The sequence below is a fragment of the Sphingobacterium psychroaquaticum genome (assembly GCF_004421025.1).
Classification (GTDB): domain Bacteria; phylum Bacteroidota; class Bacteroidia; order Sphingobacteriales; family Sphingobacteriaceae; genus Sphingobacterium; species Sphingobacterium psychroaquaticum.
Map to the genome: position 1 here is coordinate 1,091,700 of NZ_CP038029.1, position 16,901 is coordinate 1,108,600.

Genomic DNA, 16,901 nt, shown 5'->3' on the forward strand with positions numbered 1-16,901 from the left:
GGAGCTTTTGTTTGTATTGGTTTTATTTTAAAACCTTAACTTTTATACTACTGGACTTATCGCCATCAACATATAAGGTATGCGTGTTAGGTATAAAATCTTCTGCTTTTGCTTCATAAATATTCATGAACTTGTTCGGGTTTCTATCCACCAACGGAAACCAGGTATGTTGAACTTGAATCATAATACGATGACCTTTTTTGAAGGTATGAGCTATATCAGGAAGATTCACATTAACCGTCGTCTTTGCGTTCGGTGTAAGGGGGATAGGTTTGGCAAAATCGGATCTAAATTTACCTCGTAAAACTTCCCCACGAACCAGCATTTGGTAGCCTTGCATTACGGTCTTATCGTTACGAGGTGAAACAGCCGTTGTTGTGTCTGGATATACATCAATCAGTTTTACAATGAAATCAGCATCCGTCCCCGTCATAGCCACTTGAAGATCCGCCAGTACTGGCCCAGTTAGTGTCATATCTTCCTCAAGTGGAGCGGTTTGAAAGACAAGGACATCAGGTCTATTTGTTACAAAACGTTGATCTGCCAGCATATATTCACGTGTTCGTTCCGTAATTATACCTTCTTGAAAGGGTACGGGTTTTGCAGGGTCACTCATATATTGAATTGCCTTTTCTGCTGCATTTGCTTTATGCATACTTATTTCACCATTAGCACGGAGGTACAGGGTGAGATCCATTGTTTCTCTAGGTGGCCATTGTGTGAATTTCTTCCATGTATTACTTCCTGTTACAAAGATTGTCGCCTCGGCGGGGTTAAATGTACCTTTTCCTTTCAGGTAAAAGTCAAAAAATGGGAGTTCGATCTCTTCTTGATAGTACGTACTGGTAGGCTGGTCAAATTTGATATCTCCTAATGATTCACCTGTTGCGCGTGACCAACCACCATGATACCATGGTCCCATCACCAGTGTATTGTTACTTTTTGGATTGCGCTGTTCTATTTGACGGTAGGTTTCGAATGCACCATAGGTGTCTTCGGCATCAAATAAACCTCCCACGACCATAACAGCTGGCTTTACGCCCGTAAGATGTTCGGTTATCGTACGACTAACCCAAAATGTGTCCCGTGTGTCATGTTTAGCTAAATCATCCCAGAATTTAACGGTATGACTTAGGTATTTTGATTTTAATTCACGTAGGGTGGGGTGTGCCATAAAGAATTTCGTATAATCCTTGCCCGGTAGTTGAAATCCCTTTGGCCCGTGAAGATTCGTAATAGGCTGAGGACGTGGAGCATCAAAAGTATACATAAAGCGAAAGGCATCCATAAGAAATAAGGCACCACCGTGGTGAAAATCATCTCCAATAAACCAATCTGTAACGGGCGCCTGTGGTGATACGGCTTTTAAGGCTGGGTGACTCTTCACCAATCCAACGGTGGCGTAAAAGCCAGGGTAGGAGATGCCGTACATACCTACTTTTTTATTGTTATTTGGGATGTTTTTTACTAACCAGTCAATCGTGTCATAGGTATCGGTACTCTCGTCGATCTTATATCCATTCTGTGGTGTCGCGGTGGGTCTGATATCTTCAAAAACGCCTTCGCTCATCCATTTGCCGCGTACATCTTGGTAAACAAAAATGTATCCCTTTTTTGACATTTCTGGAAAATTTCCCAAATAAGCTTTGTATTTGTCTATACCATATGGAGCAACTGTGTAAGGGGTCCGGTTTAGTAAAATAGGATATGACTCACTCTTGTCCTTAGGGGTGTAAATGGCGGTGAATAAGCGTTTGCCATCACGCATCGTAATGTATTCCTCACGCTTGTCATAGTGGTCTCGAATATACTGTTCATTAACCTCTTGCCCCGTACAGTAGAAAATTAAAACGCAGCAAGCAACTGTTAGTATGTATTTAAACATCATGATAAATTTGGATCTTTCTAATTGGCATTGAAATTAATAAAAAATGCTTACATATACAGGTTGTCCTTTCTGTCATTACGACTGTACAATGCGACTATTATGTAAACATTAGATAATGGATAAAATAATTCGCATATGTTTTAAGGATTTTTTGTTTCCCCTTTTTTGATTAATTTAACAGTAAAATTAAATCTTATGGGACTAAAGAGGAGTTTATTAATAGAGTTAGAGCGCGAGACGCAAAGCACGAGACGTATTTTAGAGCGGCTTACAGATGAACATTTGGATTGGAGACCGCATGAGAAATCCATGTCTGTTAAAGATTTGGCTTACCATATTGTTGGGCTGCACAATTGGGTAGCTACTGTTATTCCGATGACTGTGTTCGACTTCAAGACAGATTTTAATCCAAAGCCGGTATCTTCTATCGCGGAGTTACGTCAGATGTTGGATGAAGGGTATGCGTTGAACAAGGCGGCAATAGAAAATGCAACGGACGAAAGCTGGGGGGAAGATTGGACAATGCAGGCCGGACCGGAGTATGTGATTGCAAAGATGCCGAGAGCCGGTGCTATGCGCTATGTGGTAAACAACCATTTGATCCATCACCGTGGCCAGTTAACGGTTTATTTACGAATGCTGGACATTCCTGTACCGGGTTTATATGGACCATCAGCCGATGAAAATCAAGGCTAATGTTATATAACATAAAAAAAGGTTAGCAATTCAAATTGCTAACCTTTTTTATCTATAGATGTCGTACAACTATTTTGCTAATTCTTCTGCAATTGCTGCACCGATTTCTGCAGGTGATTCTACCACACGGATACCACACTCGCGCATAATTTTCATTTTAGCAGCAGCTGTATCGTCAGCACCACCTACAATCGCACCAGCGTGACCCATACGGCGTCCTGGAGGCGCTGTTTGTCCAGCGATAAAGCCAACAACAGGTTTAGTACCATGTTCTTTAATCCAGTTTGCAGCTTCAGCTTCCATACCACCACCGATCTCACCGATCATGATGATACCTTCTGTTTCTGGGTCATTCATTAATAACTCAACAGCTTCTTTTGTTGTTGTACCGATAATTGGGTCACCACCAATACCGATTGCTGTTGTGATACCTAAACCAGCTTTTACTGTTTGGTCAACTGCTTCGTATGTTAACGTACCTGATTTAGAAACGATACCTACTTTACCTTTTTTGAAGATAAAACCAGGCATAATACCAATTTTAGCTTCTTCAGCTGTGATGATACCTGGACAGTTAGGACCGATCAAGCGTGAGTTTTTGTCACTCAAGTAAGATTTTACTTGAATCATATCTTTCGTAGGGATACCCTCTGTAATACAAACGATAACTTCAATCCCAGCAGCAGCAGCTTCCATGATAGCATCTGCAGCAAATGCAGGGGGAACGAAAATAATAGAAACGTTAGCACCAGCTTTATCTACTGCATCTTGTACAGTGTTGAATACTGGACGATCTAAGTGGGTTTGTCCACCTTTTCCTGGTGTTACACCACCTACTACATTCGTTCCATATTCAATCATTTGGGAAGCGTGGTACGTGCCTTCGTTCCCAGTAAAGCCTTGTACGATTACTTTTGAATCTTTATTTACTAGTACACTCATTTTTTCTGTTTTTTTGCAAAGCAAATCTACTATTTTGCAACGACTTCTAAAAATTAAGCTTACGCAATTCAGCCATTTTTTTGAAAGAGTAGATATTCGCAGGTTAAAGTTAATCTTTTTATACGAGTTTCATCTTACCGACTAGGTCCCACAACACTATACCTATGGTAACTGATACATTTAAGGAATGCTTTGTGCCAAACTGTGGTATCTCAATACAAGCGTCTGCCTGTTCCATGACTTCCTCGGAAACGCCATGAACTTCATTGCCAAAAAAAAGTGCGTATTTTTCACCTTCCGAGATGGTAAACTCTTGGAGAGGGATACTTCCTTCGGCCTGTTCGATGGCTACTATTTTGGCCCCTTCGGCTTGCGCCTGTTGGATGGCTTCGGCCACATCTTTATGGTAACTCCATGTGATAGACTGGGTGGCGCCAAGCGCTGTCTTTTCAATCTCACGGTGTGGCGGAGTGCCGGTAATTCCGCACAGCATTATCTTTTCAATGGCAAAGCCGTCGCCAGTACGGAATGCAGATCCAACATTGTGTAGACTGCGGACATTGTCAAGTACAACAATAATAGGGGTTTTCTGTAGGTTCTTGAAGGCGTCCACATCAGGACGGTTCAACTGATCCATAGATAATTTTTGCATGTACAAAAATAAGAAGTTATTTGTGAATACAAGCCATGAATGCTGGATACCTAGTAACTGTTTTCGACCAATTTAGCTCGTCCATTTACAGTAGGGGAGCCGTTTGTATAATATTATGCACAAAACTGAAAATAGATTTTGAATATTGGTTTAATCTGATTATTTTTGCATTCCGAAATTAGTATAAGTAAGAAAATAAAATTAGCTAAGAGAAATGGCAAATCATAAATCAGCGATTAAAAGAATTAGAGCGAACGCAGCGAAACGCTTAAGAAACCGTTACCAAGCAAAAACTACACGTAACGCAATTAAAAAACTTCGTAATACTACTGATGCTACTGAAGCAAAAGTATTGTTGCCTAGAGTTGTTTCTATGCTTGATCGTTTGGCTAAGAAAAATGTTATCCACAAGAAAAAAGCATCTAACAATAAATCTAAATTAACGAAATTCGTTAATAAGTTAGCATAATTTATTGTTTGAAAAAAAATATGGGGATGTATATTTTACATCCCCTTTTCTTGTTATTTCGTTAGCAACTCAACCACTTGGTCTAGTTTAGCCTTGTTGTTTTTATAGGGGCTAAGGTCATATAGCTCAACCTTCCTAAAATCGATGGGGTGACTTTCGCTTTGTAGGTAAATAAAACCTTTATCCAATAATTTACCATCTTGTTTTTGAGCGGGATCATACTTATCCACATTACCGCCTCCGATTTGTGGTTTTTGATATTCCAAAACAACTTGTTTATCTAAGATATGCTTGATAACGGAATCACCCAGAACGAGAAACTCGGCGGTTACCCATTGGTCACCGTGATATGTGTTTGAAGTAGAGCTGATGCAATGTGGTGTGAAAAGTTTCTCTTTCATAACAACATTAGTCCCCGGTGTACATAAGTTTGACGTGGTACGGGCATCCTTACCATTCCCCCCTAAAAATTGACCTTCGATAGAAATCGGGAAATCTTGGTCTTTAAGCATTGTCTTAGGATCTTGACCATGTAACATCGCTCCGCTATTACGCCAAGCCCAGCCTTCTCCACCTTTTACCTGCTCGTTTACGAAACGATACTCTACCTTGAGTAGGTAATAGCCAAATGCTTTATTGTAGGCTAAATGGCCATATTGTTGTTTGAAATCATCATAGCCATCGTATCTTACCTTTAATAAACCATCTTCAACACGAAAGGTATTGGCATAGTTTTCACCGACCTCGTGTAATCTAATCTTTGGCGTCCAATCTTTAATATCTTTTCCGTTGAATAGCTGGATCGGTTTAGGCAGCTTGTTGTTTGTTACAGAGTTTGAGCTCGTGGCACAACCCAGTAAGAGTGCACTTGCCGCAAGTGCACTAAATAAATTGAGTTTCATATAAGTTGGTTTAAGTTATATTTAAAGTAGTAGATTTTTATTCTTTACGTACTCGCTAGGTCGAACTCCGATAATTTTATTGAAGGTGTTACTGAAAGTAGGTAAACTACTGTATCCAACACGCATTGCAACTTCATTGACACTCATTTTTTCATCCAAAAGGAGCTTCAATGCTGTTAACATGCGTAAGATTGTATAATACTGTATGAAAGACATGTTCAGTTCTTTTTGAAAAAGACGTGCCAAAGTCCGTTCACTAACATCAAACTCTTTAGCAATCGTTTTGAAACCAACATTCTCATCAATCTTTTCCTCCAGGTATTTAACGATATCCTTTAGTTTGTCATGCTTTGGATAAGGCAATGCTAAGGGGAGTTCTGTTCTTGATATTTCTGGTAAAATAAGTTTAAAAGCTTTTGCAATGGAGTATTTTGGCTCTTCCACGGGGAATATGTTTCCTGTCCATCTGTTTGTAAACATAATAAACTCAATCAAGAGGTCATTCACTGGATAGATGTTTACTTTCTTGTAAAAAGCCGTATCGGTATCGAAGCGTGGAAAATATAAATTACGCATCACAACCTCTGGACTGCTCGGGTGTATACTATGCTTAGTGCCTGCCGGAATCCATATATAGTGACGCGCTGGAAGAAAGTATGATTTCTCTTCGGTCTTCAGAAATACGATACCACCCTCTGTGTATAAGAATTGATCTTTATTATGTTTGTGTTCTGCAATGAAATTTTCACCCATCATTGCGTGATGGCAATAGATACTGTCTTCAAAGGAATCAACCTCCGTCATGTAGTATTTATCAACATATTGCTTATTGTCCATATTATTTATTTCTCACCGCTGTAAATTTCCTGTTTTTTAATGAGATAACCAAAAAGGTGAGTATTCGCTTACCTCATGTTTATCGCTTTATAATAGGGCGAGTCAGCGCTTACTTAGTAAATTATTTATTTAAACAACTGTTATACAGATGTTTGCTGTTTTGTGTTCTTTGTGTCTTAAAGATGTAATCTATTGAACTATAATATTTTGTAAATTTATGCGAGGCAGCGATAATTAACTGGCTATAAATAATAAAATGTGCAATCAAAATATGCTTATAATTGTCGTCTCTATACGACTTTTATATAGATAGATGTTTTTAAATTTTCAATATGTCCTACGATAGAATTAAGTTAGAAAGACTGAAAGACAAAGTTATGTCTGCCGAAGATGCTGTCAAATTCTTCGAAAACGATATGGTGGTTGGTTCTAGTGGTTTCACGAAAGCTGGAGATAGTAAGGTTGTTCTTGCGGCACTTGCTGAACGCGCTAAGCATGAGGAATTAAAGATTACCCTGATGACAGGAGCCTCACTGGGGCATGATACCGACGGAAAGCTTGCTGAGGCAGGGGCACTAAAAAAAAGAATGCCCTTTCAGGTAGACCGTGTTCTGCGAAATAAGATCAATGCTGGAGAAGTTCTTTTTATAGATCAACACTTGAGTGAGAGCGCGGAGTTGCTACATAATAAAAATCTGCCACCAGTGGATATTGCTGTTATCGAAGTTGCGTACATAGATCGTGATGGTAGCTTAGTGCCTACAACCTCTGTTGGTAATTCCGCTACTTTCGCGGAGCTTGCAGATAAAGTGATTATTGAAATTAATACCGCAATTCCAACGGATGTGTATGGAATTCATGATATTTATCAAGCAGAAGATTATCCACACCGTAACGTTATTCCTATCGTTGCGCCATGGAATAAAATAGGTCGACGCTCTATCCCCATCAATCCTGATAAAATCGTAGGGATTGTCTTTACAGATTTAAAAGATAGTCCTGCTGATATTGCTGAGCCAGATGATAAAACAACGGCTATTGCAGATCATATTCTCAAATTTTTCGAAAATGAGGTTCAGTTGGGTCATCTAACAGACCGGTTGTTACCCTTGCAAGCTGGTATCGGGAAAGTAGCAAATGCGGTATTGACAGGCTTCAAAGAGAGTAATTTTTATGATTTAACGATGTTCTCTGAGGTATTACAGGACAGTACTTTTGATTTGATTGATTCCGGTAAATTATCCTTTGCATCAGCTTCCTCTATTACGGTATCTGCTGCATGCTACGAACGAGTTTTTGGAAACCTACAGAAGTATCGCGATAAGATCGTTTTACGTCCGCAGAATATATCAAATACGCCAGGTTTAATTCGGCGATTAGGAATTATTGCAATCAATACGGCAATTGAGTTTGATATATATGGTAATGTAAACTCTACGCATATTACAGGAACGAAGATCATGAATGGAATTGGTGGTTCTGGAGATTTTGCCCGAAACGCATACCTTAGTATCTTCGTTACGCAGGCCGCTTCCAAAAATGATACGATCTCGCATGTCTTGCCGATGGTATCGCACGTGGACCATACCGAGCATGATGTAGATATTCTGGTAACCGATATTGGTTTGGCTGATTTACGTGGTTTAGCTCCGCGTGAGCGAGCGCAAAAAATAATCGATAACTGTGTGCACCCAGATTTTAAAGAAGAGCTACAGTCGTATTTTGATCGTGCTTGCGCGCGTGGCGGACATACCCCACATTTGTTAGAAGAGGCTTTTAGCTGGCATATACGCCTGACAGAAACAGGCTCAATGAAAAAATAGGTTTCGACCTGTCCAAATAAAAAGGGTGCAATTTACTGTTGCACCCTTTTTATTTGACCATATTTCTTGCGTCGCCATAACTGTTGACATAGTGCAATGATTGATAGAAGGAGCACCGGAGCTACGACATTGATAACTTGCCAGGTTGTTTTCTCTGCTTTTACCTTCGCTTGGTCTAGTAACTGTAGCTTGACTTCTCTGTTTCTTAAATTAATAAAGCGTTCATCGTTTAATAGATAGTCTACCATATTTAACATAAACGATTTGTTCGCGAATTGTTGTTCCGTGTAGCGATCCCAACCAAGCGGATAAGGAGATTGATCTTTATTGTTTGTCTGATTGATAAGCCAATCACCATCGGCGATAACGACCATCTTCGTATCCTTGGTTTCCAAGGGAGGTGCTGTTTCTGTAATACCTGCAGGTGTGGGTCTGTTTTCAAACAGATGCGGAAATTTACCGGTCAATAGAACAGCTACCGGCATCGGTTTAGTTCTAAATTTCACGGGATCCGGTGCTTCTTCCACCATCTGGAGCGAGATAGGAGCCGGGGTTGTGATGGTTCGTGCGAAAGGAGAGCTGCTGAGCAAAATCTCTTTCTTTATTCCATTTGTTTCCAACGTATCCACCGTTCCAATAAACTCTGTACGTATCCCATCGAGATTCCTGAGAATAGGATTCGTTGAGGTCGGCATTAAGATCGGATAAAAATACCACGGAGCGAGCTGGATCTGTGATTGTCCTGCCACGCTTCCCATGGACAGCGGAATTTGGCTACAGTTTAGATCTGCCAACAGATTGTAATTTAGGCGAGCTCCATATAAGAAAAGTTGATCATCCAAGTTTAATGTGCGTCCGATTACAGGTTGGCTTCCCGTCTTTCGTAGGTAATCTAAGCTGGCATCGATCTGATCTATTGCCCAGATGACACGTCCACCTTGACGGATAAAATAATCGAGTTTATATTTATCGGCTTCGGAGAAAGGAGTGGTGGGTTTAACAATAAAGATTACTTTCAGCTGCTGAAGGGAAGCATAGGTGACCTCATTGAGGTGTACACGACCGACCTGGTTAGCCGGCATTAAACTTTGCATCGCATCTTGCAATTCCAGGTCCGAAGGTTCCCCGTGTCCTTCCGTAAAACCAATGAAGTTGGGCGTTGATTGTGTCGCATTATGAATGGCAGACAGAAAAGCATACTCCAGGTTTTCTATTGAGTTGTTTAAGGCTTCTTCTGGTTTTGCAGCATTCTTCTGTTGCAATAAATTGACCGTAATTTCTTGTTCGGCTGTAGCAACAACGGCACTAGGGAACACCAGTTGTTGACTAAATCCGGCATCAGTTTTTACACTAATATTGGTCGGCGTGATACCACGTTCCTGCAATGCTTGGATAAAGGCTTGTTGTTCTTGTTGATTTCCACTCAATGGGTCTATGACATTGAAATGTAGACGTCCCTTAGCATATGATTTAAGGTCTGTCAAGAGATCTGTTGTCGCGGTCTGTAACCGTTCAAAACCACTCGGCATTTTGCCGGTTAAGAAAACCGTAATGCTTACATCTTCTTGAAGGTTCGCTAATATATCTTTACTTGTTTCAGTTAGTGTAAAACGTTTATCAGTGGTGAAGTCTATACGCCATGCTGCAGGAAGCAGTGCGGTGCTGTTTAGTGTAAAAAAAACAACAATAGCAATTGTATATGCAGTCAATGTACGTTTACGTGGTGTGAACGACCTCCCTAAATGCCCACGGGTAAAGAGAATAAACAGCGCACTTAGCGACAGAAAATATACAAAATCAGACAGTGTTAAAACACCTCGGCTAATGTTGTCGTAATGCTCTTGGATACCTAAGTTTCGAATAAAACTCGTGGTGTTAGCTAAGCTAGGAAGATCACTGATTGCTGTGAAACCGTAAAACGCGATAAAGCACGCAAAGACGGCAAGTAAGAAGGCCACGATCGGATTATTGCTGATACTGGAGCAGAAGATACTAATCGCACCGTAGCTACTCATAAGAAAGAATAGTCCCAAATAAGAGGCGATAATACTTCCGATATCAATATTTCCTGAAGGAAAGGCAAGGAGGTATACCGATGCTGCATAAAGGAGTGTTGGTAGTATAGCGAGTAGACCTATGGTGATAATACCGAGGTATTTGCCCAAAACAATGTCGAAAAAAGTATGCGGCCTGCTCCGCAAGAGATCAAAGGTTCCATCCACTTTTTCCCCCGCAATGGAGCGCATGCTGATCGCCGGTATAAGAAACATAAATAAATACGGGGCGATCGTGAAAAACCCTGATAGGGAGGCATATCCTGAGGAGAGGATCGAAGTATCTGGAAAGACCCAAACAACAAGACCCGTTATCAGAAGGAAAAAAGCAATGGCTAAGTAGCCAATCAAGGAATTGAAGTAAGAAGCAACTTCTTTTATGTATATACTGCGCAATTGTAGTCTGATTTGTTGCTTCGAATTTAGGAAAATGATTGCTCTAAAACAAGAAAGCACCGTCCCTCGCGGATAGTGCTTTCTAGATTAAAAAGTTGTAAATAATGCGACATTTATTTTTTACCCGGTAAATAGATCTGGAAACCTAATCCCACACCTAGCCCCGAGGCCTTATCGCCTAAATTGACATTGGATTTTGTGTAATTGTAACCGGCTGTTACCTCTAATGCAACAGTTTGTGTAATGAAGTGTGCATAACCAAGATTTGCACCTAATGCTAGAGACACATCTTTACCGACTGAACTTCCGGCAATACCAATATCTCCTTGGGCAAAGAATCGACCTGTAGAGGAAGCGCCTTGTGGTAAGTAATAACGTAGGAATGGAGCGATACCATAGTTCCATTCGTTATCGGTCCCCTTTACCGCAGTAAAGCCTAAGTTCGCTTGTGCACCAATTGCAATACCGTTGGACACAAAATATCCTGCTCTAGGCTGTAGATTGATATTAAAAGCTTTGCCTTCAAAGCTATATCCAATATTTGCTAGTGAACCTCCAACCATCCAGTTGCCCTGTTTTATCGGTGTTAAGCCCACGTTGGCACTATGTTGAGGACGTGTCTCAATCTTTTGAGCATGAACGCCCAAAGCAAAAATGCTTAAAAAAGCCGCTGATAATAAAGATTTTCTCATAAACATTCTGTGTGTTAAGTTTAGATAATAACACATATCGCGCTAAAATGTTTAGATTATTTCGTTAATTGTACAAAAATTTCCTCTATAGATTGGTTCGGATACTTTGTTTTTAAGTCTGTAATGGACGCGTGCTCCCGAAGAATGCCTTTATGAATTACGATTACTTCATCGCAGATAGCTTCCACTTCCTGCATCAGGTGCGTGGATATCAACACTGTTTTTTCACGCCCCAGTTCCTTGATCAAACTACGGATTTCCAATATTTGATTGGGGTCCAACCCCGACGTCGGTTCATCTAAGATCAGAACGGGAGGATTGTGGATGATACAAAGCGCTAGGCCTACGCGTTGCTTATACCCTTTGGATAATTGCTGGATTTTTTTGTGTTGCTCCTCTTGTAAACCTGTAAGGTGTATTACCTCGTCTATCCGTTGTTGTTTATTTTTTATCTGATGTGTTTCAGCTTCGTAGTTCAATATTTCTCGAACGTACATATCCAAATAGAGTGGGTTGTTTTCCGGAAGGTACCCCAGTTTTTTTTTCGCGGCGAAAGAATGTTGTCCTATCTGGATCCCTTGAACTTCACCGTTTCCACTGGTAGGAGCGAGTACACCAGCAAGGATTTTCATGGTTGTTGATTTTCCAGCCCCATTGGGTCCTAAGAATCCTACAATTCGGTTTGTGCCAATCGTGAAGCTTAGATCATTGAGTGCTGTTTGTGTCCCGTATATTTTGGTGAGACGTTCAACTTTTACAGACATATTAATTGATATAGGGAGAGGATAATCCTCTTTTTCGAATGTAGTAATCTAGTGATTTTGCTGCTTCCAGCGGTCTATCTGTGCTCAAGATGTCAGCGCCATTTTCTATAAATTCTGCGTACACCTGTTCCCCGCGTTGCATGGCTTGACGGTCTAAGTTACCAATGGTACCAAGAATGCACAAAATGCCATGTTGATGAAGCAAGTCCGTAACCTTCTTATCAATAGGAGATGTGCCAACAAAAGCAACGATACGGGTGTCTGGCACATCGCGATCATTTAATCGGATAAGATCTTCGGCACTACGTATTGATGCTGAAATCATAAGTTCCGGTGCCAAGTTATGCACGACAGCCGCTTGATCTGCACTGTAGGTAATAACCACAACGTAGGCTTCTGCCTTCGCTTTACGAATGGCATCGATCACAAGTCGGTAAGGGACGTTACGTTTAACATCTAGCGTGAAAATGACCTTTCCTACACCCCAAAGCAGGGTTTCCTCTAGCGTTGGTATTTTGTATTTCGTTACCTTTCCATCCACATCCTTTAGATTTAGCTCTTGTAGTTCTTCTAAAGTATGTCGACCTACGCGCCCTTTTCCTGTTGTCGTGCGTTGTAATGTTTCATCGTGCATAAGCACTAAGGCAGAATCTTTGGTTAAGGCGATATCACACTCTATAATGGCCGGTGTTTTATAGGCTATACGTTGGAATGTTTCTATTGCATTCTCCGGATAGTCAGCCGCAGGTCCTCCGCGGTGTGCACTAATCAGAGGTACTCTCTTTTCAGAATAGGTCAGGAAACGGTATAAGTCATCTACGGTTTCGAAATTAAACACCTGATTATGATTGCTAACATGCACCATATCCGAAGCGTTATTATTTCGAAAACAACTTGCAAACAGTAAAACTGTTGTTAGAAGTAGGATTGTGGATAATATAGGTTTCTTCCTATTTAACATAGTTTTCTATTTGCTGGCAAATGGTGTCCAATGAAGCATTGATTTGATCAATTTGGATATGAGCTTGCGTATAAAAAGGAGCCCTTTCCGTTAATTTTTCGTCAATGAAAGCAAGCAGATCCTCACCTTGTAACCCTTTTAAGGCCGGTCGACTTTCGATGTTGGATTGAGATAATCGACCATGCAACGCTTTTGGGCTTAGATAAAGATAAAGTGAAAGCCCATTCTCATTGATCCAAGCCATATTATCATAATAACAAGGGCTACCGCCACCGGTAGAAATAACGGTATCTGGTGCAATCTGTTCTTTTAGTGTCTGACTTTCCAGTTCCCTAAATTTCTGCTCCCCGTATATTTGAAAGTAAGTCGGTATTGACATACCTACTTTTTCAACCAGTACATGATCCAGGTCTACAAATTTTTTGTTTAAACGGTTTGCCAATTTCTTGCCCCAGGTGGTTTTTCCACTCCCCATAAAACCAATTAAAAAAATAGGTTTATCCATTATTTTTGTAGGTATGTTTTTTCCAACTCTTCCTTCGAAGGGAAGTTTAGCTTAGACCATTTCTTTAACACTACGCCATTCTGCATTAAGAGTACGCCAGGGTTAGAGCGTACCATGCTTTTAAGAGGAACAGCATCAGCATAGAAAGTTTCAAGTACTAGATCCATATCTGTGTTTAGTTTAGAAGCCACATCGGAGGAGCTTGCTGTAAGCAATACAGCGCGTAGATTTTCTTGCGTCGACAGATCACGGATTATGGTGTTAATCCGATCCAACGCAATAACATCTGCCGTAGATAACTTATCGATATACGTGCTCACAACAATGAAATTATAAAATGGCGATGTAATAATTTCTTGTGTTACTTCATTACCTTCGGCATCCGAAATGAGAAGGTCAGGAATGGGAATTTGGTATCCTTTCTTAATCAGTCGAGAGGTAGGTTCGCCAATCACTTCCCAATTATCATCCTCCCAGATTCCATCCATGTATTCTTTGTCAGTCACCTTTTTCGTTTCACCTGTAGCCTTATTTTTTATTTCATAGATGTACTCAAAAACATCTCCTTCTTTTCCTTCCGGTAGAACCATTAGGTCCGGAATCTTATTCCCTACTTTGTATGGCAAGAAGTCGATGAATGGTAAAAATAAAGCGGTGTAAATGCCTATTCCGAAAGAAATCAATACGGTTGCTGTCGCTGCGAAGCTGCGCTTGCCGCTCGAGCTGATTACTGGTTTTATGCGTTCGTGGTATTTGAAAATAACGAGGATAAAGACCAGTAAAACCAAATCTTTGATGAACGACTGCCAAGGAGTTAGTGGAATGGCATCGCCAAAGCAACCACAAGAGGTAACGACTTCAAAGAAAGCAGAATAGAACGTTAGAAAAGTGAAGAAAATAATGAGTAGCAAAAGTCCCCATGCAACAGTTTTACGATACAGACCAAGCAGAAGAAAAACACCCATAATAATTTCAAATCCACAAATGACTACGGCAATCCAAGTGCTATAATCGTTGAGAAAATCCATGTGAAAGACATGGAAATACTCTTGTAGTTTATAACCAAACCCGGTAGGGTCATTCGCTTTAATAAAGCCGGAAAAGATGAATAAAAGACCGACAAAAAATCGACTAAATCCGAGTAGAATATCAATAAAATTAATCTTTTTGTTCTGTGTAGGGGTAAAGTTCGTTTCCATGTGTCTGTTTATTATTGTGCGAGTCCCAGTTTGATCAGTGCAAATACGGCGTAGTTCAGCATATCCTGATAATTGGCTTTCAAGCCTTCGGATACTAAGGTTGCTCCATTATTATCTTCAATTTGTTTGACCCGATGTAATTTCATCAGGATAAGATCCGTCAAAGAAGATATACGCATGTCCCTCCATGCTTCCCCATAATCATGATTCTTGGCTAGCATAAGATCGCGTGTTTCATCCACTTTTTCCGAATATTGTTTGCTTACAGTTTCGTAAGCCAAGTTTTCACCTTCCTCTTCCGGAATCTCCAGCTGCATCATCGCAATGACGCAATAGTTAACAATACCGATATACTCTTCTGTAATTCCCTCGCCGACTTTTGATACTTTTTTGACTTCCAATGTACGGATACGTTGTGCCTTAATATAAATTTGGTCGGTGATTGATGCCGGACGCATTATTCGCCATGCGGTGCCGTAGTCTTTTGTCTTTTTTAAGAATAAATCTTTGCAATGCGAGATAACGCTATTGTATTCTGCCGTTGTATCCATGTATGTTGTTGGTCTCTGAAATCAAGAAGATATACAAATCTAGATAAATTCGCCTGCATAAGCAATATGCAAGACCTGCTGAAACATCAAAAAACAGTGAACCAGAAGCAGTCGTGTCGGACAGTTGTATTTCCTTCCTGTGAACACCGTTTTGGGCGCGTCAGATTAATGTCTTATTGTATTATAAAAATATATAAGTTTGATTGTAGAGAATAGAACTATGATTAGATTTGGAAATGGCGCTTCAAAAGGTATGCCGGAGGTAAGAAGATACCGGGTGGCAGCACTTCCACAAGCTATGATAAAGTTAAAACACAACATGCCTTTGGGAAGTTGTTAGGTATAGCGGGGCTGTGCGCTTTAAATGGAGATCGATTTATTGGTTGTTTAAAATAGATAAAAAATGAAGGTATTTAAGCCGGAAATACGCAGCGTTAATATTACGCGCTATGTACAACCATTCCGGGAGGGAGGATCACTCCCGGGTTTGGTGGATGCTGATGATGGGTTCAGTTATGTCATAAAATTTCGTGGCGCAGGACAAGGGAAAAAGGCGCTGGTTGCGGAGTTGATCGGTGGTGAGTTGGCTCGGTTTATGGGACTGCGGATGCCGGAGATGGTTTTTGCAGACTTGGACGAGTCGTTTGCACGTATGGAACCTGATGAAGAGATACAGGATTTATTACGTTTTTCAGTAGGTCAGAATTTAGGGGTTCACTTTTTAAGTGGCGCATTGACTTTTGATGCTAATGTGGATGCCGTGACGGAGCTTGAAGCCTCAAAAATTGTATGGCTTGATGCGCTGTTGATGAATGTGGACCGGACGGTACGCAATACTAATATGTTGGTTTGGAACAGAGACCTTTGGCTTATCGATCACGGTGCAGCATTGTATTTTCATCATAGCTGGGACAATTGGGAAGAGCAGGCCGTAAAGCCATTTATTCAGATTAAAGATCATGTATTATTAAAATATGCAAGTGAAGTCGAACAAGTGCACGCCACGTACAGCCCTTTATTTACAGCGGAAAACCTGCGCAATGTATTAGCCATAATACCGGATGAATGGCTTCAGGAAGAGGGACGTGATCTAACGGCAGATGAGGTACGGGAAGTGTATGTATCTTTTTTAGTGAAGCGACTGGCCCATGCAACTATTTTTTTAAACCAGATTGAACATGAGCGAAAGAACCGTATATGAGTATGCCGTGGTGCGGGTGGTGCCACGTGTGGAGCGCGATGAGTTCGTGAATGTAGGGGTCGCATTATATTGTCGAAAGCAAAAATTCGCACAGGTGAAAATTTATGTAGACGAAGCAAAATGCAAAGCGTTGGATCCTACTGTGGATTTGGAGATCATCAAAAAGCACTTAGATTCTTTTCAACGGATATGTGTGGGAGACAAGTCTGGTGGACGACTTGCTGAGCTGGAGCAACCGGAAAGGTTCCGTTGGCTGACGGCCAAAAGGAGCACGATGGTTCAATGTTCGGTAACCCATCCGGGGACTTGTGTGTCTGCGGCAGAAACATTAGATGAACTTTTTAAAAAATTAGTTCTATAGAAATAGTA

General features: G+C 40.7%; 17 protein-coding genes. 5 read left to right on the top strand and 12 right to left on the bottom strand.

From position 1 onward, the window contains the following. Positions 1–22: 22 nt before the first annotated feature. Positions 23–1,888: a CocE/NonD family hydrolase gene (locus E2P86_RS04555; RefSeq protein WP_134431127.1), complete on the bottom strand. Its 1,866-nt coding sequence runs from the start codon at positions 1,886–1,888 to the stop codon at positions 23–25. Positions 1,889–2,083: 195 nt separating this feature from the next. On the opposite strand from E2P86_RS04555, the gene E2P86_RS04560 reads away from it, so the two are divergent. Continuing rightward, on the top strand, positions 2,084–2,584 hold the full coding sequence (locus E2P86_RS04560) for a DinB family protein (RefSeq protein WP_085473720.1): 501 nt from the start codon (positions 2,084–2,086) through the stop codon (positions 2,582–2,584). 69 nt (positions 2,585–2,653) lie between these two features. Here E2P86_RS04560 and sucD read toward each other — a convergent pair whose 3' ends face one another. Both sucD and E2P86_RS04570 read right to left on the bottom strand, forming a co-directional pair. Further along, a complete protein-coding gene (gene sucD / locus E2P86_RS04565; protein ID WP_085473721.1) occupies positions 2,654–3,526 on the bottom strand; it encodes a succinate--CoA ligase subunit alpha in 873 nt (290 codons plus the stop codon). A gap of 118 nt (positions 3,527–3,644) precedes the next feature. After that, on the bottom strand, positions 3,645–4,178 hold the full coding sequence (locus tag E2P86_RS04570; RefSeq protein WP_085473722.1) for an RNA methyltransferase: 534 nt from the start codon (positions 4,176–4,178) through the stop codon (positions 3,645–3,647). A 214-nt stretch (positions 4,179–4,392) separates the two neighbouring features. Here E2P86_RS04570 and rpsT point away from each other — a divergent pair, with 214 nt between their 5' ends. Beyond that, positions 4,393–4,647, top strand: a complete 255-nt coding sequence (gene rpsT, locus E2P86_RS04575; protein ID WP_085473723.1) for a 30S ribosomal protein S20 — start codon at positions 4,393–4,395, stop codon at positions 4,645–4,647. Between the two features lie 53 nt (positions 4,648–4,700). On the opposite strand, the gene E2P86_RS04580 is transcribed toward rpsT, so the two are convergent. Further along, the gene (locus tag E2P86_RS04580) at positions 4,701–5,549 is read right to left on the bottom strand and encodes a 3-keto-disaccharide hydrolase (RefSeq protein ID WP_085473724.1); all 849 of its coding nucleotides are present in this window, start codon (positions 5,547–5,549) and stop codon (positions 4,701–4,703) included. A gap of 21 nt (positions 5,550–5,570) precedes the next feature. After that, positions 5,571–6,386, bottom strand: a complete 816-nt coding sequence (locus E2P86_RS04585) for a helix-turn-helix transcriptional regulator (protein ID WP_085473725.1) — start codon at positions 6,384–6,386, stop codon at positions 5,571–5,573. Between the two features lie 332 nt (positions 6,387–6,718). On the opposite strand from E2P86_RS04585, the gene E2P86_RS04590 reads away from it, so the two are divergent. After that, a complete protein-coding gene (locus E2P86_RS04590) occupies positions 6,719–8,209 on the top strand; it encodes an acetyl-CoA hydrolase/transferase family protein (RefSeq protein WP_085473726.1) in 1,491 nt (496 codons plus the stop codon). Positions 8,210–8,241: 32 nt separating this feature from the next. On the opposite strand, the gene gldG is transcribed toward E2P86_RS04590, so the two are convergent. The 7 genes from gldG to E2P86_RS04625 all read right to left on the bottom strand — a co-directional run bounded on the left by gldG (position 8,242) and on the right by E2P86_RS04625 (position 15,331). Then, a complete protein-coding gene (gene gldG / locus E2P86_RS04595; protein ID WP_134431129.1) occupies positions 8,242–10,659 on the bottom strand; it encodes a gliding motility-associated ABC transporter substrate-binding protein GldG in 2,418 nt (805 codons plus the stop codon). A gap of 113 nt (positions 10,660–10,772) precedes the next feature. Then, positions 10,773–11,351, bottom strand: coding sequence for a hypothetical protein (locus E2P86_RS04600; protein ID WP_085473937.1), 579 nt, complete (start codon positions 11,349–11,351; stop codon positions 10,773–10,775). A 56-nt stretch (positions 11,352–11,407) separates the two neighbouring features. Next, complete coding sequence (locus E2P86_RS04605; protein WP_134431132.1) at positions 11,408–12,115, bottom strand: ABC transporter ATP-binding protein; 708 nt, start codon at positions 12,113–12,115, stop codon at positions 11,408–11,410. A gap of 1 nt (position 12,116) precedes the next feature. After that, on the bottom strand, positions 12,117–12,980 hold the full coding sequence (locus E2P86_RS04610; RefSeq protein WP_200811816.1) for a glycerophosphodiester phosphodiesterase family protein: 864 nt from the start codon (positions 12,978–12,980) through the stop codon (positions 12,117–12,119). 85 nt (positions 12,981–13,065) lie between these two features. After that, the gene (locus E2P86_RS04615) at positions 13,066–13,581 is read right to left on the bottom strand and encodes a shikimate kinase (RefSeq protein ID WP_085473730.1); all 516 of its coding nucleotides are present in this window, start codon (positions 13,579–13,581) and stop codon (positions 13,066–13,068) included. After that, the gene (locus E2P86_RS04620) at positions 13,581–14,780 is read right to left on the bottom strand and encodes a BT_3928 family protein (protein ID WP_134431135.1); all 1,200 of its coding nucleotides are present in this window, start codon (positions 14,778–14,780) and stop codon (positions 13,581–13,583) included. The genes E2P86_RS04615 and E2P86_RS04620 overlap by 1 nt, the downstream gene beginning before the upstream one ends. Before the next feature lie 11 nt (positions 14,781–14,791). Next, on the bottom strand, positions 14,792–15,331 hold the full coding sequence (locus E2P86_RS04625) for a DUF1599 domain-containing protein (protein ID WP_085473732.1): 540 nt from the start codon (positions 15,329–15,331) through the stop codon (positions 14,792–14,794). Between the two features lie 403 nt (positions 15,332–15,734). Between E2P86_RS04625 and E2P86_RS04630 the strand changes: the two genes are divergently transcribed. Both E2P86_RS04630 and E2P86_RS04635 read left to right on the top strand, forming a co-directional pair. Continuing rightward, a complete protein-coding gene (locus E2P86_RS04630) occupies positions 15,735–16,532 on the top strand; it encodes a HipA family kinase (RefSeq protein ID WP_134431138.1) in 798 nt (265 codons plus the stop codon). Further along, positions 16,510–16,893, top strand: coding sequence for a DUF3037 domain-containing protein (locus tag E2P86_RS04635; RefSeq protein WP_085473734.1), 384 nt, complete (start codon positions 16,510–16,512; stop codon positions 16,891–16,893). Before E2P86_RS04630 ends, E2P86_RS04635 begins: the two co-directional genes overlap by 23 nt. Positions 16,894–16,901: the final 8 nt, after the last annotated feature.

Excerpts from the sequence above, each read along its gene's own strand:
- E2P86_RS04630 (WP_134431138.1), top strand. The coding sequence starts at position 15,735 with ATGAAGGTATTTAAGCCGGAAATACGCAGCGTTAATATTACGCGCTAT.
- E2P86_RS04620 (WP_134431135.1), bottom strand. The coding sequence starts at position 14,780 with ATGGAAACGAACTTTACCCCTACACAGAACAAAAAGATTAATTTTATT.
- E2P86_RS04605 (WP_134431132.1), bottom strand. The coding sequence starts at position 12,115 with ATGTCTGTAAAAGTTGAACGTCTCACCAAAATATACGGGACACAAACA.
- E2P86_RS04580 (WP_085473724.1), bottom strand. The coding sequence starts at position 5,549 with ATGAAACTCAATTTATTTAGTGCACTTGCGGCAAGTGCACTCTTACTG.
- rpsT (WP_085473723.1), top strand. The coding sequence starts at position 4,393 with ATGGCAAATCATAAATCAGCGATTAAAAGAATTAGAGCGAACGCAGCG.
- E2P86_RS04585 (WP_085473725.1), bottom strand. The coding sequence starts at position 6,386 with ATGGACAATAAGCAATATGTTGATAAATACTACATGACGGAGGTTGAT.
- E2P86_RS04635 (WP_085473734.1), top strand. The coding sequence starts at position 16,510 with ATGAGCGAAAGAACCGTATATGAGTATGCCGTGGTGCGGGTGGTGCCA.
- sucD (WP_085473721.1), bottom strand. The coding sequence starts at position 3,526 with ATGAGTGTACTAGTAAATAAAGATTCAAAAGTAATCGTACAAGGCTTT.
- E2P86_RS04555 (WP_134431127.1), bottom strand. The coding sequence starts at position 1,888 with ATGATGTTTAAATACATACTAACAGTTGCTTGCTGCGTTTTAATTTTC.
- E2P86_RS04590 (WP_085473726.1), top strand. The coding sequence starts at position 6,719 with ATGTCCTACGATAGAATTAAGTTAGAAAGACTGAAAGACAAAGTTATG.
- E2P86_RS04625 (WP_085473732.1), bottom strand. The coding sequence starts at position 15,331 with ATGGATACAACGGCAGAATACAATAGCGTTATCTCGCATTGCAAAGAT.
- E2P86_RS04615 (WP_085473730.1), bottom strand. The coding sequence starts at position 13,581 with ATGGATAAACCTATTTTTTTAATTGGTTTTATGGGGAGTGGAAAAACC.
- E2P86_RS04570 (WP_085473722.1), bottom strand. The coding sequence starts at position 4,178 with ATGCAAAAATTATCTATGGATCAGTTGAACCGTCCTGATGTGGACGCC.
- E2P86_RS04600 (WP_085473937.1), bottom strand. The coding sequence starts at position 11,351 with ATGAGAAAATCTTTATTATCAGCGGCTTTTTTAAGCATTTTTGCTTTG.
- E2P86_RS04560 (WP_085473720.1), top strand. The coding sequence starts at position 2,084 with ATGGGACTAAAGAGGAGTTTATTAATAGAGTTAGAGCGCGAGACGCAA.
- E2P86_RS04610 (WP_200811816.1), bottom strand. The coding sequence starts at position 12,980 with ATGGTGCATGTTAGCAATCATAATCAGGTGTTTAATTTCGAAACCGTA.